Annotated in this window: 15 protein-coding genes; 13 read left to right on the top strand and 2 right to left on the bottom strand. The window is 60.7% G+C overall.

The window, feature by feature from the left end; genetic code table 11:
- Position 1: 1 nt before the first annotated feature.
- Positions 2-1,255, bottom strand: coding sequence for a phenylacetate--CoA ligase family protein (locus MRBLMS1_RS22315; RefSeq protein ID WP_485881995.1), 1,254 nt, complete (start codon positions 1,253-1,255; stop codon positions 2-4).
- A gap of 478 nt (positions 1,256-1,733) precedes the next feature.
- On the opposite strand from MRBLMS1_RS22315, the gene MRBLMS1_RS22310 reads away from it, so the two are divergent.
- From MRBLMS1_RS22310 to MRBLMS1_RS22260, 11 genes are all read left to right on the top strand, one after another.
- Complete coding sequence (locus MRBLMS1_RS22310) at positions 1,734-2,783, top strand: glycosyltransferase family 4 protein (protein ID WP_139090453.1); 1,050 nt, start codon at positions 1,734-1,736, stop codon at positions 2,781-2,783.
- A 71-nt stretch (positions 2,784-2,854) separates the two neighbouring features.
- Complete coding sequence (locus tag MRBLMS1_RS22305; protein ID WP_139090454.1) at positions 2,855-4,135, top strand: nucleotide sugar dehydrogenase; 1,281 nt, start codon at positions 2,855-2,857, stop codon at positions 4,133-4,135.
- Between the two features lie 53 nt (positions 4,136-4,188).
- Positions 4,189-5,211, top strand: a complete 1,023-nt coding sequence (locus MRBLMS1_RS22300) for a DUF354 domain-containing protein (protein ID WP_485881992.1) — start codon at positions 4,189-4,191, stop codon at positions 5,209-5,211.
- Positions 5,212-5,286: 75 nt separating this feature from the next.
- Entirely contained in the window at positions 5,287-6,378 is a 1,092-nt protein-coding gene (locus MRBLMS1_RS22295; protein WP_139090456.1) for a Gfo/Idh/MocA family protein, read from the top strand.
- Between the two features lie 47 nt (positions 6,379-6,425).
- Positions 6,426-7,316 carry a hypothetical protein gene (locus tag MRBLMS1_RS22290; RefSeq protein ID WP_223278846.1) on the top strand — a complete coding sequence of 297 codons (891 nt, stop codon included), beginning with the start codon at positions 6,426-6,428 and terminating at the stop codon, positions 7,314-7,316.
- Positions 7,313-8,422, top strand: coding sequence for a non-hydrolyzing UDP-N-acetylglucosamine 2-epimerase (gene wecB / locus MRBLMS1_RS22285; RefSeq protein ID WP_139090458.1), 1,110 nt, complete (start codon positions 7,313-7,315; stop codon positions 8,420-8,422). Before MRBLMS1_RS22290 ends, wecB begins: the two co-directional genes overlap by 4 nt.
- Before the next feature lie 156 nt (positions 8,423-8,578).
- Positions 8,579-9,733 (top strand): nucleotidyltransferase family protein, encoded by a 1,155-nt coding sequence (locus MRBLMS1_RS22280; protein WP_139090459.1) that lies wholly within the window; start codon positions 8,579-8,581, stop codon positions 9,731-9,733.
- Between the two features lie 14 nt (positions 9,734-9,747).
- Positions 9,748-11,178 (top strand): mannose-1-phosphate guanylyltransferase/mannose-6-phosphate isomerase, encoded by a 1,431-nt coding sequence (locus MRBLMS1_RS22275; RefSeq protein ID WP_485881988.1) that lies wholly within the window; start codon positions 9,748-9,750, stop codon positions 11,176-11,178.
- 426 nt (positions 11,179-11,604) lie between these two features.
- The gene (locus MRBLMS1_RS22270) at positions 11,605-12,159 is read left to right on the top strand and encodes an FxDxF family PEP-CTERM protein (RefSeq protein WP_485881986.1); all 555 of its coding nucleotides are present in this window, start codon (positions 11,605-11,607) and stop codon (positions 12,157-12,159) included.
- A gap of 75 nt (positions 12,160-12,234) precedes the next feature.
- Positions 12,235-12,804 carry an FxDxF family PEP-CTERM protein gene (locus MRBLMS1_RS22265; RefSeq protein WP_485881984.1) on the top strand — a complete coding sequence of 190 codons (570 nt, stop codon included), beginning with the start codon at positions 12,235-12,237 and terminating at the stop codon, positions 12,802-12,804.
- A 164-nt stretch (positions 12,805-12,968) separates the two neighbouring features.
- Positions 12,969-13,991 carry a TIGR03790 family protein gene (locus tag MRBLMS1_RS22260; protein ID WP_485881983.1) on the top strand — a complete coding sequence of 341 codons (1,023 nt, stop codon included), beginning with the start codon at positions 12,969-12,971 and terminating at the stop codon, positions 13,989-13,991.
- Between the two features lie 53 nt (positions 13,992-14,044).
- Here MRBLMS1_RS22260 and MRBLMS1_RS22255 read toward each other — a convergent pair whose 3' ends face one another.
- Complete coding sequence (locus MRBLMS1_RS22255) at positions 14,045-14,785, bottom strand: PEP-CTERM sorting domain-containing protein (RefSeq protein ID WP_485881981.1); 741 nt, start codon at positions 14,783-14,785, stop codon at positions 14,045-14,047.
- A 466-nt stretch (positions 14,786-15,251) separates the two neighbouring features.
- Between MRBLMS1_RS22255 and MRBLMS1_RS22250 the strand changes: the two genes are divergently transcribed.
- A complete protein-coding gene (locus MRBLMS1_RS22250) occupies positions 15,252-18,245 on the top strand; it encodes an ExeM/NucH family extracellular endonuclease (RefSeq protein ID WP_485881979.1) in 2,994 nt (997 codons plus the stop codon).
- Between the two features lie 10 nt (positions 18,246-18,255).
- Positions 18,256-18,891, top strand: coding sequence for an NF038129 family PEP-CTERM protein (locus MRBLMS1_RS22245; protein WP_485881977.1), 636 nt, complete (start codon positions 18,256-18,258; stop codon positions 18,889-18,891).
- Positions 18,892-19,020: the final 129 nt, after the last annotated feature.

Genomic DNA, 19,020 nt, shown 5'->3' with positions numbered 1-19,020 from the left:
ATCAGACGGGTGGGCGGCGCAATACGAAGCGATGCTTGCCGTTTGCCTGCAGCAAAAATGGCGCATTGTAGACAAAGTCCAGCTGCGCGAATGCCAATGATGCCTTGATGCGGTCGCGATAGTGCTCGCTTAGCGTCAGGTTGCCTTCGCTGCAGTTACCGTGCAGATTGATTTCCAGGCGCTGTGCATCGAATACCACTTGGAATGAATGAATTTGAGCATCTTCGCGGAACAGGTGCGTGAAGAATTCCGAGTGCACGGCGCCGCCAGACGGGTCGAGCACCATGTCGTTTTGCCTCCCGGCGACTTCGTCAATGAGCGGCAGGCTGCGCCCGCAGGTGCACACGCGGCCGGTCATGCGCACCAGGTCCCCCGTGTCGCAACGGGGCAGAAACATGGCCTGGTTGGCCATGTCGGTGGCGACCAGGCGGCCATCCGGCATGACTTCGGCGTGGCTGCGCGTTGAAATCAGGTGCATGCCATCGCGGTGTTCGCATTCAAACGCGGAAATGCCTGCTTCATTGCAACCATACTGGCTATAGCAGGGGACGCCGAACGCGGCTTCGATATCGGCACGCATTGATGGTGTCAGCACTTCGGCGGTGCAGACGATCCCGCGCAGCGCGTGGCGCGTACGTGTTCCCGAAGCCAGCCGGTGGCGCGCCAGCCGGTGAATGGCCGAAGCGTAGCCGTACAGCAGGCGAAAGTTGTCATTGCTTAAGGCGGCATTGTAGTCGTCCATGCGCTGGGGCGACATGTCAAAGGCCGACAGTACGCTGACATTGAGTAAACGATAGTAAATGCGCTGCTTGTAACCATTGCCGAATAGCGAAGATCCTGCCAGGAATGCTACTTTGTCGCCCAGTCGAAAGCCGGCCGCTTCCCATGCCAGGAATATGCCCGCCCATAGATAGGATTGTGATTCGGTGCTGCTGTAGTAGACGAGCGGTTCCCCGGTGGAGCCGCCGGTTTTCTTACGTATGACCTTGCCCTTGTATTGCGGGTTGAGCAGTTGTTCCCGATGGGTATTGATGAAGCGCTTGTCCAGTACGGGCAGGTCGTTGAAATGTTCGACGTCGCGGAACAGGGGCAGGGCGCTGCGCATCGCGTCGAAGTAGTTCTCAAGCTGGACCTTTTCGCGCGCCTGCAATTGGTCGTGACTTTCGAATTGCCACTGTCTTAAGGCCTTGAGCAAGCTAATCGAATCGGTACCGCGGGCCAGATCGATGATTTTGTAACGTAGTGCTGAAAACATGTTCTTTGCTTTCTATCGCGTTGCAACAATCTGGTTTTGTGAAACCACGCTGCTGCCCTTCCTGGATAGGTCAGGTCCCGCAGCAGGCAGGCCAGGCTGCGCGCGCAGATGAAATAATTAATTACAATACAATAATTATGGCACATGATACCGCTTTCAGTTGATCTTTTGGCGGGAGCCGGGCGGGGGCGCGCGATTGGGGGCGCGCCATTCAAAAATTACATTTTATGTTGTAGAATAGTCACTCTTTATGACTACAAGTATAACGATTCTGCTGTGCTGCAAAATGTACTGCCGCAATGTTGCAGCAGTATGCAACAATAGAAAAACGACAATGGTTGGTGCGGAACTGACTTGTCTGGCGGCTGTGTTTTCAATGCCTTGAGCTTTGCAAGTATATTGAGTTTCTCTGTCGCGCTGACCCGACAAGGATAATTGCTGAACCATAGGGGGCAGAGTGAAAGAGTGCAAAGTGTTGATGTTAGGAACCGATCCCGAGGGGCAGGGCGGAATTGCGACTGTCGCCTCGGTGTTAAGGCAACAGGGCTTTTTTGAGCGCAATCAGGTTCGCTACATCGTTACGCATGCAAATGGCACAGGTGTGCGCAAGATACTGACGGCGCTGGAGGCCATCGCCGCTTTGAGCTGGGTCTGCTTGACGCGCCGTCGCGTGGTCGTGCATGTCCATTCTGCATGCCGCGCCAGTTTTTTTCGGAAATCGCTGCTGCTGGCGATCGCCAGAATGGGTGGCCGCAAGACCGTATTCCATCTGCATGGCGGAGAGTTCCGGCAATTCGTGATGGAGGAGTCGGGACCGCTGGCGCGCTGGTGGATACGTCATACGATCGCGCGCAGCTCGGCCGTCATCACGCTGTCGGATAGCTGGGCTGATTTCTTGCACACGCTCGTGCCGTCGGCCAAAGTGCGGGTTATCGCCAATTCCGTTGCACTTCCTGCGGACATGAACCCTGCATTGGAAGAACCCGGGCGTATTTTGTTTCTCGGACGCGCCGGCAAGGGCAAGGGTATTTTTGACTTGTTGGCAGCGGTGGCCCGGTTGAAGGACGAGTTTCCGGAAATTATGCTTGTGATCGGTGGCGATGGCGATCTGCAAGAAGTCGAGCGTGTTGCGGCCGAATTGCAGGTGAGCGCGCATGTCACCTTGCTTGGCTGGATAGGTCAGCAGGAGCGCGATAGCCAGCTTCGGCGAGCCGCCGTGTTTACGCTCCCTTCCTATAACGAAGGCCTGCCGATGTCCATGCTCGAAGCAATGGCCTCAGGAAAAGCCGTGGTGGTCACTCCTGTGGGGGGCATTCCGGAAGCGGTGCAGGATCATGAAAATGGCGTGTTGGTGGCTGTTGGCGATGTGGATCAATTGGTCAATGCTTTCCGGCAGCTGTTCCGCGATGTTGCGCTGCGTCGCAGCATAGGGGACAAGGCACGTGCCACCATAGTCGGACGCTACAGTACAGATGTTGTGATGACGCAACTTTCTCAGCTTTACGGAGAGCTGGAACGCGCCACCTAGACGGAGTGGCGGGCATAACATGTCGACAGGTTTCTGCCTGGCAAATATTGAATTTTTTCGAAGGTTTTATTATGACAACAATCGCAGTGATTGGCCTGGGCTACGTAGGCCTGCCCTTGGTCGTGGAGTTTGGCAAGCTGGGGCGTACCATCGGCTTTGATATTTCCGTAGAGAAGGTTCAGTCCTGCCAGCGCGGCACAGATCCTTCGCGCGAACTGAGCGACCAGCAAATGGCCGCGGCCGTACAAGCCGAGTACTCGTCCGAGCCGCAGGTACTGGCCGAGGCCGATATTATCATCGTGGCCGTGCCGACCCCCGTCGACCAGGCGCACAATCCAGATTTCTCGCCCTTGATCGGCGCCAGCCGCACGGTGGGCCAGTACCTGAAAAAGGGCGCCATCGTCGTTTATGAATCGACCGTGTATCCGGGCGCAACCGAAGAGGTGTGCATCCCCGTGCTGGAAGAGGTCTCCGGCCTGAAGTGGAAGCAGGACTTTTTTGTCGGCTATTCCCCGGAGCGTATCAATCCGGGCGACCGCAAGCATATGTTGACGAATGTCATCAAGGTCGTGTCGGGCGACACGCCGCAGACGCTCGAGCGCGTTGCCTCCATGTACGAAACCATCGTCGAGCCGGGCGTGCACCGCTGCTCCAGCATCAAGGCGGCGGAAGCGTGCAAGGTGATCGAAAACACCCAGCGCGACCTGAATATCGCGCTGATGAACGAGCTGGCGATCATTTTCGACAAGATCGGCATCGATACGTCGGAAGTGCTGAAGGCGGCCGGCACCAAGTGGAATTTCCTGAAGTTCTCGCCGGGGCTCGTGGGTGGCCATTGCATCGGAGTCGACCCGTATTACCTGACGCACAAGGCGGAAATGCTCGGCTATCACCCGCAGGTGATCCTGGCCGGGCGCCGCATCAACGATGGCATGGGCAAGTACATCGCCGAGCAGACCATCAAGAACATGATCGCCTCTGGCAGCTACATCAAGGGCGCCCGCGTCAACGTGCTGGGGCTGACATTCAAGGAAAACTGTGCCGACCTGCGCAACTCGAAGGTGGGCGACGTGATCCGCGAACTGAAGACCTATGGCGTGGAAGTATTCGTGCACGATCCATATGCGGAACAGGAAGAGGCGATGCACGAGTATGGCGTGCGCCTGTTCAGCTGGGAAGAGTTGCCGCGTGCCGACGCGATCGTGGCGGCCGTATCGCATCAGCAGTTGCTCGACCTGCCGGTGGAAGAGCTGCAGCGCAAGCTGATCAAGAGCGGCTGCTTCATCGACGTCAAGGCGTGTTTCGACCAGCAGGCGCTGGAAGAGGTGGGCATCAAGGTCTGGCGCCTGTAAGGGGCGGCGCCGCGCAGCAGCGCGGCATTTTTTTATTGTTGCAAAGGTAATTCATGCGTATCTGGTTTGAACTGACCAACTCGCCGCACATCAATATGTTTGCGGCCATGATCCGCGAACTGGAACGCGAACACGAGGTCGTGATCACGTGCCGGCCGCTGGCCAATACGGTCGAGCTGCTCGACTTGCATGGCTTCAAGTACACGGTGGTGGGCAAGCATTACGGCGGCCAGCTGTCGGCCAAGCTGTTTGGTTTCCCCGTGCGCGTCTATCAGCTGTGCCGCTTTTTAAGTGGCAAGAAAATCGACGTGGCGATCTCGCAGAGCTCTTTCCATTCGCCGGTGGCGGCACGCCTGATGGGCATACGCTCCATCTACATGAACGATAACGAGCATGCGGCAGGCAATATTCCCGCGTTCTTGTTTGCCAATCGCATCATGGTGCCGGAGTTTCTCGGCATGGAAAAACTCAAGAAGCAGTGGGCCAATCCGCGCAAGGTCCTGCATTATCCTGGCGTCAAGGAAGGGATTTACCTGTGGGAGCTGGACCAGCGCCTCGGCACCAAAGCCGTACAGCAGCGGACAGGGCGCGCGCGGCCCGTGGTGTATATCCGTCCGGAACCATGGACGGCCCAGTATTACAAGGGCAGCCGCAACTTCCTTGATGAGCTGCTATTGGGCATGAAAGACAGGGTCGATATCGTGTTATTGCCGCGAGGAAAAGAGCAGGGCGTGCATTACCAGGATCCCAAGTTTGCCGGCGTGCGCGTGGTCACCACTGCCCTCGACATCGCCGATATCGCGCCCGATTGCGACCTGTTCATCGGCGCCGGCGGCACCATGACGCGCGAGATGGCCGTGCTGGGCATCCCCACCATTTCCGTTTACCAGGATGCCTTGCTCGACGTCGACCGCCACCTGCTGGAAGTGGGTGCCTTCGAGCACTGGCCTGCCCTGACAGCCGCACAGGCACTGGCCTACCTGGACAGCGCCACGCAGAAACCACCGAATCGCAGCTTGCTGGAAAAGGGCCGCGCCGCATATGACCTGGTCAAGCGGCAGCTCGTCAACGGCTAAATTTTGATTAACAACATCCGGGACGATGGCGGCACGCGCCGTCAGCGTCCCGGCAGCGCTAAAGGACAGGACAATATGATACGCCTCGCAGTAGTAGGCTTGGGCAAGATGGGCTTGTCCCATCACTCGATGATCAATGCACATCCCGGTGTCACGCTGGCGGCCGTCTGCGACGCCACCGGCTACATGCTCGACATCCTGGGCAAATATACGGGCGTCAAGACCTATACGGACTTCGACCTCATGCTCAATGAACTGGAACTTGATGCCGTGATCATCGCGACGCCATCGAGCATGCACGGCAAGATGGTGCTGGCCGCGCTGAACAAGAATATCCACGTGTTTTGCGAAAAGCCGTTCTGCCTCGACACCGAGGAAGGCGAGCAGGCGACCCGCCTTGCGGCGGAAAAAGGCTTGGTCAACCAGGTCGGCTACCACTACCGCTTCGTCGGCGCCTTCCAGGAGGTCAAGCGCCTGCTGGACCTGGACGTGATCGGCGAAGTGACGCATATGCTGGCCGAGGCCTATGGCCCGGTGGTGCTGAAGCCGAAAGGTTCCACCTGGCGTACCCAGCGCTCGGAGGGCGGTGGTTGCCTGTATGACTACGCGGCCCATCCATTGAACCTGCTGAACTGGTATTTCGGCGCGCCGCGCGGCGTGGGCGGCTCCGTGCTCAACAAGATTTTCTCGGCCGACACGGACGATGAAGTGTTTTCCACCCTGTACTACCCCGATGGCAAGAGCGCCCAGCTGTCCGTCAACTGGAGCGATGAGTCCTACCGCAAGATGTCGACGAAGATCAGCGTGTGGGGCAAGAATGGCCGCATCACCGCCGACCGCCAGGAAGTCCAGGTCTACCTGCGCGACGCCAGCGGCGCACCGGAAGGCTATGGCGAAGGCTGGACCGTGCGCAACACCACGGAATTGACGGAACCGGTCGACTTTTACCTGCGCGGCGAAGAATACTCGGCGCAACTCGATTACTTCGTCCGTTGCATCGTCGACAAGCGCGCGGACGACAATGTCAACTCGTTCGCCTCGGCGCTGGCGACCGACCGCGTGATCTCGATGCTGATCGCCGACGCGGAAAAAGGTCCTGGCGTGCTGTCCGGCGATGCCTTGCCAGAACAGCCGAAGAAGAAAAAAGGTTTCTTTTTTGGCCGCTGACATGTCGCGCAGCAGGATTTCGATACGAAATATGAATGGAGCAGGAAATGGATCAACTCGATCGTTTGTTATTTGGTGATAATCAGTTCTTCGGTGTGAATCATATGTCGGAGGAAAAAGCGCGGGCCCAGGCGATGCGCTTCCAGGATATCAAGGCCGTTATCAAGGTGCTCGATAATGCCTACGATGAAGGGGTGAAATCCTTCATGTGCACGACCCATGACCGTATCGCACAGGTGTGCGATCACATGCGCGCCGACCCGGTGCGCTACAAGGACTTCAAATTCATGCCTTGCATGCCGTATGCCCACAAATATGCGAATGCCGTCACGGAAGACGGCATCATGGGCGCGCTCAGGCGTTTTACGCCCGATGAAGGCTTCCTGAATGCGGCCCTGCGTGGCGGCAAGGCATTGGCGACCAAGGATATCGAAGGCATCATTACCCTGCTGGTGGATGCGGAAATGAAGATGTTTGCCGGCCTGAATACGCCCGTGATCTTCCTGCAGAACGTGGTGGTCGACCTGCTGCTGGGACTGGGCTTCAAGGAAGCCTTCTCGATCTTCGCCAACCACGTCCGCAAGCGCTACAACGCCGAGCCCGGCTTCATCACGATGAACCTGCCGATGCTGCTCGACGTGCTCGAAGAGCAGGGCATCGACAATCCCATCGTCTGCTCGAACATCAACAAGGTGGGGTTCCGCATGTCCGGCGGCTTCGACGCCTACCAGAGCGCCTTGCGCGACCGCAAGTTCCGCGCGATCGCCATGTCCGTCTTCGCCTCGGGCGCGATCGCTCCTGAAGAAGCGATCGAATGGGTGTGCCAGCAGCCGAACATCGAATCGATCGTCTTTGGCGCCTCCAGCCGCGGCAATATCCGCAATACGCGCGAACTGGTGGACCGCTACTGGCCAGCGGAACAGGAGCTGGCATCATGAAGACGATTTACCTGGTGGCCGGCGCACGGCCCAATTTCATGAAGATCGCGCCCATCGTGCGCGCGTTGCAAGGCCATGCGCGCTTGGCGTTCAAGATCATCCATACGGGCCAGCACTACGACCGCGAGATGAACGACGTGTTTTTTGAAGAGCTGGGCATCCCCGAGCCGGACGTCTTCATGGCGGCAGGCGGCGGCACGCACGCGGAACAGACGGGCAAGATCATGCTGGCCTTCGAGCAACTGTGCCAGGCCGAGCGGCCCGCCGCCGTGCTGGTGGTAGGCGACGTCAATTCCACGCTGGCCTGCTCGATTGCGGCGAAAAAACTCGGCATTCCCGTGGCACACGTGGAGGCTGGCCTGCGCAGCGGCGACATGGGCATGCCGGAAGAGATCAACCGTCTCGTGACGGACAGTATCTCGGACTGGTTCTTCGTCACCGAACCGAGCGCCGTCGAGCATTTGCGGCGTGAAGGCAAGTCGGAATCCGCCGTGCACTACGTGGGCCACGTCATGGTCGACAACGTGCTTTACCAGGCCGAGAAACTTGGCCGGGAGTCGCCGCAGCAATTTGAAACGTCGGGCTTCAAGGCGGCGCACAGCGGCGCGGGAGCCCGCTATGGCGTGGTGACCCTGCATCGTCCGAGCAATGTCGACAGCGCAGAAGACATGCGCAAGGTGGCGGGCGCGCTGGTCGAGATCGCCGCGGACCTGCCCCTGATCTTTCCCGTGCATCCACGCACGCGCGCCAACCTCGACAAGTTTGGCATCGACCTTGGGCCGAACATCACGCTGGTGGGGCCGCAAGGCTACATGGCCTTCCTCGACCTGTGGAAGGATGCGGCGCTGGTGCTGACCGACAGCGGCGGCTTGCAGGAAGAAACCACGGCGCTGGGCGTGCCCTGCATCACCATCCGTGAAAACACGGAGCGTCCGGTCACCGTCGACGAGGGCAGCAATGTCCTGGCTGGCACGGATCCGCTGCGCATCGTGGCCGAGGCGCGCAAGGTGCTGCGCGGCGAAGGCAAGCAGGGCCGCCGTCCGCATCTGTGGGATGGCCGGGCCGCGCAGCGCATCGTGGCGCAACTGGACCACGAACTGGCATAGGCAGCGGCAGGCAAGGGATAGGCTGAAAGAGGATTGGACGGGCGCACAGGGCGGACACGGATAGCGCCGCCCATGCGCTTGCAAGATGGCCGATGGCTGGCGATACGCCGGCCGGATGCCGCATCCACCCCAAACAACGATGGAAAGCGATCGACGATGAAAGCAATGATACTGGCTGCAGGCAAGGGCACTCGCGTGCGCCCCCTGACCTATGATTTACCGAAACCGATGATACCGATCCTGGGCAAGCCGGTGATGGCTTACCTGGTCGAGCACCTGTCCCGTTACGGCGTTACCGAAATCATGGTTAATGTCAGTTATCTGCATGAAAAAATCGAGGAGTATTTCGGCGAGGGGCACCAGTTCGGCGTGCAGATCGGCTATTCCTTCGAAGGTTACACGAATGACGCGGGCGAAGTCGTGCCCGAGCCGCTGGGATCGGCCGGCGGCATGAAGAAGATCCAGGAGTTCGGTAACTTTTTCGATGAAACCACCATCGTGCTGTGCGGCGACGCCTTGATCGACCTCGACATCAAGTCGGCCCTGTTCGAACACCGCCGCAAGGGCGCGCTGGCGTCCGTCATCACGCTCGAAGTGCCGTGGGACAAGGTCTCGAGCTATGGCGTGGTGGTCAGCGACGCCGATGGCCGTATCCGCGCCTTCCAGGAAAAACCGGCGCAGGCCGATGCGTTGTCCAATTGCGTCAGTACGGGCATCTATATTTTCGAGCCGGAAGTGCTGGAACTGATTCCCAGCGACCGGCCGTTCGACATCGGCTCGGAACTGTTCCCCCTGCTGGTCGAGAAGGGGCTGCCTTTCTATGCGCAAAAACGCAATTACAACTGGATCGATATCGGCAGCGTCAAGGATTACTGGGAAGTGCTGCAAAGCGTGCTGATGGGTGAAGTGGCCCAGCTGGACGTGCCAGGCATCCAGATCGACGACGGCCTGTGGGTCGGCTTGAATACCAGCATCGACTGGAGCGGTGGCACGCGCATCGAAGGCCCCGTCTACATCGGTTCGGGCAGCCGCGTCGAGGCGGGCGCGACGATCATTGGACCGACCTGGATCGGCCACGGCAGCCACGTGTGCGCGGGTGCCGAAGTGGTGCGCAGCGTGCTGTTCGAGTACACGCGCGTGCTGCCGGGCGTGGTGCTCGATGAAATGATCGTCTTCAAGGATTACAGCGTCGACCGGGCTGGCGAGATGCGGCACGCGTCGCAGTATGACCCCGACGCCTGGGCCAATGCGCGCGACCGGCGTAACCGGCGGCGTGCCGAGACGTCCACGCAATTGCGCGCAGTCAAATAACCAGGAGCCCCGACATGAACATCTATCCAGTGATCTTGTCGGGAGGCTCCGGTAGCCGTTTATGGCCGCTGTCGCGTCAGGCGCTGCCCAAGCAACTGTTGCCGCTGGTATCGAGCCAGACGCTGCTGCAGGAAACCGTGCTGCGCGTGCGCGACCTGGGCGATGTCGGGCTGGCGGTCATGCCGCCGCTGCTCGTGTGCGGCAATGAGCACCGTTTCATGGTGGCTGAACAGTTGCGCCAGGTTGGCGTCGCGCCGCTGGCCATCCTGCTGGAGCCGCTGGGACGCAATACGGCACCGGCCGTGGCGGCCGCCGCGCAATATCTGCTGGCGCACGATGCCGATGCCCTGATGCTGGTCTTGCCGGCCGATCACCTGGTCGGCGACGTGGCCGCGTTTCACCGGGCGATCGCGCAAGCCGCGCCGCTGGCTGCCGCCGGTGGGCTGGCCACCTTCGGCATCTTGCCGACCGCCGCCGAAACGGGGTATGGCTATATCCTTGCCGGCACCCCTTTGCCTGGCTCGGCGCAAGGACGCCAGGTCGAGCGCTTCGTGGAAAAACCGGACTTGTCCACGGCCCGCGCATTTCTCGCCGATGAGCGTTATCTGTGGAACAGCGGCATGTTCCTGTTGCGCGCCGCCGCCTGTCTCGGCGAGCTGCGGCTGCTGGAGCCTGCCATGCTGGCGGACTGCGAGCTGGCCGTCGTGCACGGCTGCCGCGACCTCGACTTTTTCCGCCTCGATCCGGCCGCCTTTGCCCGCTGCCGCAGCGTCTCGATCGACCATGCCGTGATGGAGCACACGCAGCGCGCCGTCGTCGTGCCAGCCGCCATCGGCTGGAGCGATATCGGTTCCTGGTCGGCCCTGTGGCAAGCCTTGCCCGGCGACGAGCATGGCAATGTCGTGCGCGGCGATGCCTATCTCGATGGCGTGCACAATTGCCTGGTGCGGGCTGGCAGCCGCATGCTGGCCGTGCTTGGGGTGGATGACCTGGTGATCGTCGAGACCGATGACGCCGTGCTGGTGGCGCATCGCGACCAGGTGCAGCGCGTGCGGCAAGTGGTCGAGCACCTGGAGCGGCATGCGCGCACGGAACACGTCCAGCACCGCCTCGTGTACCGGCCCTGGGGAAGCTACGAAGGCATCGATATGGGCGAGCGCTTCCAGGTCAAGCGTATCGTCGTCAATCCCGGCGGGCAGCTGTCGCTGCAGATGCACCATCACCGCGCCGAGCATTGGGTGGTCGTGCACGGCACGGCCCGTGTCACCTGCGGCGAGACTGTCAAATTACTGACGGAAAACGAATCCACCTACATTCCCATCGGCATGACGCATCGCCTGGAAAATCCCGGCAAACTGCCGCTGCACCTGATCGAGGTGCAGACGGGCAGCTATCTGGGCGAGGACGATATCGTGCGCTACGCCGACGCCTACCAGCGCGCCTGAGATTCAGGGTACGCGGTGCATCACGTCCGGCGTGCAGCCGCTCTTGACGACCTTGCCAGGGTTGCCCACCACGATGGAATACGGCGGGATGTCTTCCATGACGACGGCGCCGCGCTGGCCATCCTTGGCAATACGGTCGCGGCGGCCCAGCGCGACGGCATGAACAGTGTGACATTGCTGCCGATGACGGCACCCGGACTCATCACCATGCCCCAGCCATCGGTGAGGGGAAAACCGACGTTTTTCTGTGCCTTCCCAATCTTTGCTTTTTACTCATGCCACGCTATCTGAATTTGATACCATAAAGAAACTATTCATTAAAAAAAGAATAATCAAATAAATTGCTTTATGATATTATTCTCGCTGGTTAAATAATTCAATTCCTGCAGGCAACTTATTGTCTGCAATTACGTTTGGTGGAATCGCATGAAGAAACATATTTGCTCAGCCGTGGCCACGGTGGCATTCGCCGGTGCCGCCCTGTTTTCCCAGGCCGCCACGGCCGCCGTCGTCGACATCAGCTCCGTGCCGACGGCCGTGACGCTGGCGAATGGCGGATCGCTGACCTTTGGCGACAAGTTTAAATCCGGCAACAAAGACAACTTTTTCAACGATCACTTCACGTTCAACGTGGCACAGTTCAGCAATGTGAACCTGGTGGTGACGTCGACCAGCACGAGCGCGGCGAATGGCTTGAACCTGACGGGCCTGGGCCTGTACGACAGCGCCAATCACAGCCTGTTGCAGGGCGCGCAGGTATTGACGGGCAAGGATGACAAGTGGACCTTGTCCTTTGCCAATCTGGCGGCCGGTTCCTATTACGTCAAGGTCAGCGGCAACCTCGTTTCGGGCGCGGGCGCCACCTTCAGCGGCAATGGCAGCCTGGTGTCGGCTGTGCCAGAACCGGCAAGCTACGGCATGCTGTTGGGCGGTCTCGGCCTGCTGGGCTTCCTGGCGCGCCGCCGCCAGAAGGCTGCCTGAGCACCGCATCGCTCTCTTTCCGCATTTTTATCTTGCGGCCAGCCTGTGCTGGCCGCTGTTTCCTTGGTGAAAAGTATGAACAAAATTCTCAAATCCCTGTTCCTGGCAATCATGCTGGCCGGCAGCACCCTGGGCGCGCAAGCGGCCCCCGTCGACATCAGCCACGCGCCTGTCGACCTGACGCAGGACTTGCTCGACTATTCGGGCAGTAACCTGTTTGGCTCGTTTTCGCTGGCGCCGGGCCAGTTGGCAGGCGTCGAGCACAATTTCTTCAGCGACAAGTTTCTGTTCACCTTGACCGGTAGCAATGATTTCAGCGGCCTGGCCACTTCCCTGAAGCCCAGCCTGAACTCGGGCCTGACCTTGACGGGTTTCAGTCTGAAGAATGCCGGCGGCGTCGTCTTGCAAGGGGCGCTGGACCTGGTGAACTTTACGGCGGCCGACCAGGCCTGGGTCCTGTCGTCCAATACGGCCCCCCTGGGCGCCGGCGACTACTTCCTGGAAGTGAATGGCTACGTGGCTTCGGCGGCCGGCGGCAGCTATAGCGGCAACGTGTCGGTCAATCCCGTGCCGGAACCGGAAACCTATGCCATGTTGCTGGCAGGCCTGGGCCTCGTGGGTTTCATGGCGCGCCGCCGCAAGTAGCAGGCGTGATGGCCGTGGCGTGAATGGAAAAGCGGAGGCCTCAGCCTCCGTTTTTTTTTGCAACGCTTCCGGGGCTATTTTCAAGGCTATAATTGTTGGCACCATGGGCGGCCGGCAAACGGCCGTTTTAATCAATCGCACGTGTATTTTTTCCCGGTACCCCATTGCGTATTTCATTCTGTCTGTCGCTGGCATTGCTGGCCAGTAGCGCCCATGGCGCCGAACCGGCCGCTGCGCCCGGCTTGCAACCGTCACAATTGGCCATCGTCATCAATGATGCTGAACCGAACAGTATCGAGGTGGGGGAGTATTACCGCCAGGCGCATGCCATTCCTGCCGCCAATGTCGTGCATGTGCATATTCCGAACCGGCCGCGCAAGCTGAGCATGGACCAGTTCGCTCAACTGAAGGAGCGCATCGATGGCCAGCTGAAGCCCGGTATCCAGGCGGTGCTGATGGTATGGAGCGCGCCGTATGCGGTCGAATGCAACTCCATCACCTCGGCCTTTACCCTGGGATATGACGCCGGGCAGTGCGCGAAGAGCTGCGGCGCTGGCAAGGCCAGTACCTACTTCAACAGCAATACGGGCCAGCCCTTCAGCCAGCTGGGCATGCGTCTGTCGATGTTGCTGCCCATCGATTTTGTCGAGGAGGCCAAGGCGGTCGTCGATCGCGGCACGGCCAGCGGCTTTGCCGTACCGGCCGCCAGCGCGTATTACCTGAACACGAGCGAAGGTGCGCGCAACAGCCGCGCGGCATTTTTCCCGCCTGCCGGGGTGGTGCGCCAGCGCAAGTTGACGATCAAGAGCATGAAGGCCGATGTGCTGGAAGGCGCGCAAGATATCATGGTGTACCAGACGGGCATGGCAAAGGTGGACAAGCTTGACACCTTGCGTTTCCTGCCGGGCGCTCTGGCCGACCACCTGACGTCGTTTGGCGGCGATTTGCAGGGCACGGCGCAGATGAGTAGCCAGCGTTGGCTGGAAGCGGGCGCGACCGCCAGTTACGGCACTGTCAGCGAGCCCTGCAATTATTGGCAGAAATTTCCCAACCCTACGGTGCTGCTGCGCCGCTACCTGAGCGGCATGACGGCGCTTGAAGCGTACTGGGGCAGCGTCGCCTGGCCTGCTCAGGGCTTGTTCATCGGCGATCCCCTGGCCGCACCCTACGCCAGCTTCCGCCGCTGACGGCATGCAGGCATGATTGAAGGCAAAAAAAATGGCTCGTATGAGCCATTTTTTTATACCTTGCCGTTGCGGCGGCGGCCGATCCAGCTGAGCAGTCCCAAGCCTGCCAGCAACATTACATAGGTTTCCGGTTCCGGCACGGGAGGAATCGGCGGTACTACGACGCCATTGCCGCCCGTGTTGATCGCGCCGCCGCCGTTGCGGTCGAAACCGCCGCTGGCGCCGCCGCCGCCGACACCGCCGCCACCGGCCGGTGGCGCGATGCCGCCGCCGGACGAGACCAGCAGCGGCTCGTACACGTCGCCGGTACGCAGGCCGCGGCCAGCTTCATAGCCACGCCCCTCGATGGCCGGTTCTTCCTGCGCATACACGAAGTCGCGGCTGCCGAAATGGTGCTGGCCGGTGCTGGCCAGCAAGCTTGCATTGGCGCCGTATCCTGCATCGGCAGGCTGCCCGAAGGCATTGGCCAGGCGATGGCCATTGCCGGAAAATGCAGGCGCGCGCAATACCTGGTCGGACTCGCCGGCGCCAAATTCGGGCGTCGAGCCGATACCGTCATTGCTGCGCGAGCCAAAGTTGACGAAACCATTCGCCAGACTGCAGGCGCTGCTTGAACTGTCGGGGTTGAATTCGGCGCCCTTGCCGCCGCCATCCGCATTGCCCGCTTCGCAGCGCTTGCTGTCCGCATTGGCCTGTGCCGCCGCTGTTTGCGCCTGCGCCAACCCTGCGGTCATGAACAGGGCCGTCGCCATGGCGGCGCAGAAAACGGTGTATTGCTTGCGTGGTTTTAACATGGTGTATCTCTTCAGAATGCATGCGAGCGTCGCGCCGTGCGCTGTCCGTTCGTGATGCGATTAATGTTGCTACCGGTAATGCGACCTTTGTGTGCATGGCCGGATGTGCATTCCAAGAGGCAAGCGAGGCTGGGGCCTGCACTCATTGTTGCGGTATCTGTTGTCGCGAAGCTGGTTGTTGTTATCAGGAACCAAACTTATTTGCCTTAAATATATCACATTTTTCCTGACGGCGTCTTTTTTGACTTGCCACAGAGCGCCGTATGTTGCTCAAAAAATACGTTTCAGCAGGTATCGGAAGAGGCTGAATGGTGAGGTCTTACTCCATTCGGCTTAATCAAATGTCATCAAGTTGTCATCCCGGGCCTTTAATATGCAAATAACAAGTCTGAAATATTTTTGTTAATTGTGGCGCGCCGACCGATCATGTGGGGCCGGCGCCATCTATTTACCGACCGGGATCCTCATGCACACCTCGTTTTCACCCTTGCGCACGCCGCTGCGCCTGACCGTCATGGCCGCCGTGCTGGCCAGCCTGTCCGTGCCGGCCCTGGCCGCTTCCGACCTCGTCATCAGCCAGGTGTATGGCGGCGGCGGCAATTCCGGGGCGCTGTACACCCACGATTTCATCGAGATTTTCAACCGCGGCGCCAGCCCGGTAAATGTGAATAACTGGAGCGTGCAATACGCCTCCGCCGCCGGTACGACCTGGGCCGTCACGGCCTTGCCGGCTATCGATTTGCAACCTGGCCAGTATTTGCTGGTCCAGCAAGCCAAGGGCGCAGGCGGCACGGCCGCGCTGCCGACGCCGGATGCGACGGGCGGCGCGGCCATGTCTGGCACGGCGGGCAAGGTGTTGCTGAGCAATAGCAAGACGGCCCAGACGGGCGCCAGCCCGACGGGCGCCGCCATCGTCGACCTGGTCGGTTTCGGCACGGCCAATGGTTTTGAAGGCGCCGTGGCACCCGCACCATCAAATACCCTGTCGATTGCGCGCGCGAATGGCGGCTGCGGCGACACGGACGACAATAGCGTGGACTTCGCCACCGGCAGCGTGGCGCCACGCAATACGGCTTCGCCGCTGAATGTGTGCGGCGGCCCCGTCGTGCACCAGATTATTACCAGCTGCCCGGCCAACCTGGCCTTGGCCGTGGGCAATGGCGGCAGCGCCGTGCTGCGCGCGTCCGACGTTGATGGCGTGGTGAATGCCGCCACCCTGAGCTCGCCCGCCGTGGCCGGCATCAGCCTGGCCAATTTCAGCGCGGCCGGCGTGGCGGGCGAGAGCGCCAGCGTGAACCTGCTGGTGGCCGCTGGCGTGCCGGTGGGAAATTACCCGGTCATCGTGAATTTCAGCAACGACCAGCAGCAGACGGCGTCGTGCAAGGTCGATGTGGCCGTGCAAGGCCTGGCCGCCATCAGCCACACGATCCCGCAAATCCAGGGCAGTGGTGCCAGCAGCCCGTACGCCAATTCCGTGCAGACGACCGAGGGCGTGGTGACGTTGAAAGTGGGCACTGGCTTCTTCATCCAGGACGCGGCCGGCGATGGCGACCCGTCTACGTCGGACGGCATCTTCGTGTACACGGGCGCGACGGCCACCACCGTGCAGCCGGGCGAACTGGTGCGCGTGACGGGCACGGTGGTCGAATACACGCCATCGGGCGCGAAAAATTCCTATACGGAATTCAAGGACGTGACGGCCATCCTCACGCAAAGCGCGGGCCACAGCATCGTGCCGGCGAATGTAAGCTTGCCGAACGAGAACCTGGCGGCAGTGGAAGGCATGCTCGTGCGTTTCACGCAGCCGTTGACCGTGTCGCAAAACGCCTATCTGGGCGCGCGCGGCGAACTGAGCCTGTCGGCGGGACGGCGCGAAGTACCGACCAATCGCTACCTGGCCGGTTCCGCCGAGGCGCAAGCCTTGATCGCCGCCAATGCGAACAACCTGATCGTGCTCGATGACGGCATTTTCGTGGCGCCGCCAACGATACCGTACATCGGCCAGGACAACACCGTGCGCAGCGGCGACACGGTGGCCGACCTGACGGGCGTGGTGGACTTTGGCGCCATCGGCGGTGGCGGTGCCGCCTACAAATTGCAGCCGACGCAGACCCCGCAATTCTCGCGTGACAACCCGCGCACGGGCAGCCCGGAACTGCCATCTGGCAACGTCAAGGTGGCCAGCGCCAATGTGCTGAATTTCTTTACGACCTTTACCAATGGTAATAACGTGTTTGGCCAGACGGGGCAGGGCTGTACCGTGGGCACTTCGACCACCAGGAGCAATTGCCGCGGCGCCGACAACCTGGCCGAGTTCGTGCGCCAGCGCGACAAGATCGTCGCTGAACTGAAAGCCATCGACGCGGACGTAGTGGGCCTGATGGAAATCCAGAATAATGGCGAGACGGCCGTCAGGTACCTGGTCGAACAACTGAACGCGGCCATCGGCGGCGTCACGTACGCCGTGGTGCCGAAACCGGCTGCCACGGGCACGGACGCCATCCGCGTGGCCATGATCTACAAGCCAGCCAAGCTGGGCCTGGTGGGCGGCGCCTTGTCGGACGCCAATGCCATCAACAACCGTCCACCGATGGCGCAAACCTTCCGTGCCGGCAATGGCGAGAAATTCTCGCTGGTCGTCAACCACCTGAAATCGAAGGGCAGCTGCCCGTCGAGCGGACTGGACGCGGACCAGAACGATAGCCAGAGCTGCTGGAACGCCACCCGCGTGCAGCAAGCCCAGCGCCTGATCGGCAGCTTCGTGCCGCAGGTGGCGGCCGCTGCCGGGGACGCGGACGTGCTGGTCATCGGCGACTTGAATTCGTATGGCGCGGAAGACCCGATCCAGGTCATCACGGGTGCCGGCTTCGTCAATGAACTCGAGCGTTTCGTGCGGCCGTCCGGCATGCCGTACTCGTACGTATTCGGTGGCCAGAGCGGCTACCTCGACCATGCGCTGGCCAGCGCTTCGCTGAGCCCGCAAGTAGCCGGCGTCGCCGAATGGCACGTGAATGCGGACGAGCCGGAAGTGATCGACTACAACATCGACTCGGCCAAGCCGCAAGATTTGTACAACGCCTTGCCGTACCGCGCGTCGGACCACGATCCTGTCGTCATCAGCCTGGACTTGCAGCCCGCTTACCGCGACATCACGGCCGGTGTGGCGCAAGCGAGCTCGGGCCTCACGTACAACCGCGTGACGCAAAAATACGCGGGCACGTTCTCGTTCACCAATACGGGCACGAGCGCTTTGAGCGGCCCGTTCCAGGTGGTGTTCGGCGGCTTGCCTGCCGGCGTCAGCCTGGCCAATGCCACGGGCAGCCATGCGGGCGCCGCGTACGTCACGGTGAACGCCGCCAGCCTGGCGCCAGGCGCGACGGCCTCGTTTGCCGTCAGTTTCAGCAATCCGTCGAAAGTGACGATCACCTACTCGGCCAGCATTTTCGCCGGCAATTTCTAAGGACACCATCATGTTGACAACGACATTCAACCTCACCCTGCGCCGCGCCGTGCTGGCCGCCCTCCTGGCCGGCAGTTCCAGCCTGGCGCTGGCGGACCCGCTCGGCTACCGCGTGGAAATCGACACAAGCCAGTTCTCGGGCGCCGGTTTCCTCGACTTCGCCTTTATCGCCGGCAACAGCCCGGCACCGGGCGCCAGCGCCGTACTCAGCAATTTCTCGGGCGCGTTCGGCGCACTGGAATCGATGGAAGGCAACGTCAGCGGCAGCTTGCCCGGCACCTTGACCTTCGGCAATAGCGGCGCCTATAACGACTGGTTCCACAACGTGACCCTGGGCGGCAAGTTCGGTTTCAATATCGTCTTTGGCGGCGACTTCCTGAACACGGCCGGCAATGCGGGCACGACGTTTGGCGTGGGCTTGCTCGACTCTACGGCCACGTCCTACCTGGGCAATGCGAATGGCAACCTCGTGCAATTCGAACTGACGCCGCTCAACGGCGGTTTGCCCGCCAGCATCGCCGGCAGCACGTATGCGAGCATCGCATCGATCTCGGCCGTGCCGGAAGCGTCGGAATGGATGATGCTCACGGGCGGCCTGGCGTTGATCGGTTTTGCCCTGCGCCGCCGGACCATCACACGCGCCTAGTCTTTCCAGCCTGAACACAGCGCGCCTGCTGGCCGCTGTGTTTTTTTTCATCTATTTATTCGCAATAGCTATAAATCAGGAAACTAAATTGTATTAGTCAGCGTTTTACGCTTGATGCATAGTAAAAAA

Origin of the sequence: Massilia sp. LMS1-1-1.1, assembly GCF_040815535.1 — a bacterium.
Taxonomy (GTDB): domain Bacteria; phylum Pseudomonadota; class Gammaproteobacteria; order Burkholderiales; family Burkholderiaceae_D; genus Janthinobacterium; species Janthinobacterium aestuarii.
This window is presented reverse-complemented; position numbering and strand designations above follow the sequence as displayed.

Bases quoted from the DNA above. Each gene is read 5' to 3' on its own strand.
- MRBLMS1_RS22295 (WP_139090456.1), top strand. From the start codon at position 5,287: ATGATACGCCTCGCAGTAGTAGGCTTGGGCAAGATGGGCTTGTCCCAT.
- MRBLMS1_RS22300 (WP_485881992.1), top strand. From the start codon at position 4,189: ATGCGTATCTGGTTTGAACTGACCAACTCGCCGCACATCAATATGTTT.
- MRBLMS1_RS22290 (WP_223278846.1), top strand. From the start codon at position 6,426: ATGGATCAACTCGATCGTTTGTTATTTGGTGATAATCAGTTCTTCGGT.
- MRBLMS1_RS22280 (WP_139090459.1), top strand. From the start codon at position 8,579: ATGAAAGCAATGATACTGGCTGCAGGCAAGGGCACTCGCGTGCGCCCC.
- MRBLMS1_RS22245 (WP_485881977.1), top strand. From the start codon at position 18,256: ATGTTGACAACGACATTCAACCTCACCCTGCGCCGCGCCGTGCTGGCC.
- MRBLMS1_RS22250 (WP_485881979.1), top strand. From the start codon at position 15,252: ATGCACACCTCGTTTTCACCCTTGCGCACGCCGCTGCGCCTGACCGTC.
- wecB (WP_139090458.1), top strand. From the start codon at position 7,313: ATGAAGACGATTTACCTGGTGGCCGGCGCACGGCCCAATTTCATGAAG.
- MRBLMS1_RS22275 (WP_485881988.1), top strand. From the start codon at position 9,748: ATGAACATCTATCCAGTGATCTTGTCGGGAGGCTCCGGTAGCCGTTTA.
- MRBLMS1_RS22315 (WP_485881995.1), bottom strand. From the start codon at position 1,255: ATGTTTTCAGCACTACGTTACAAAATCATCGATCTGGCCCGCGGTACC.
- MRBLMS1_RS22310 (WP_139090453.1), top strand. From the start codon at position 1,734: ATGTTAGGAACCGATCCCGAGGGGCAGGGCGGAATTGCGACTGTCGCC.
- MRBLMS1_RS22305 (WP_139090454.1), top strand. From the start codon at position 2,855: ATGACAACAATCGCAGTGATTGGCCTGGGCTACGTAGGCCTGCCCTTG.
- MRBLMS1_RS22255 (WP_485881981.1), bottom strand. From the start codon at position 14,785: ATGTTAAAACCACGCAAGCAATACACCGTTTTCTGCGCCGCCATGGCG.
- MRBLMS1_RS22270 (WP_485881986.1), top strand. From the start codon at position 11,605: ATGAAGAAACATATTTGCTCAGCCGTGGCCACGGTGGCATTCGCCGGT.
- MRBLMS1_RS22265 (WP_485881984.1), top strand. From the start codon at position 12,235: ATGAACAAAATTCTCAAATCCCTGTTCCTGGCAATCATGCTGGCCGGC.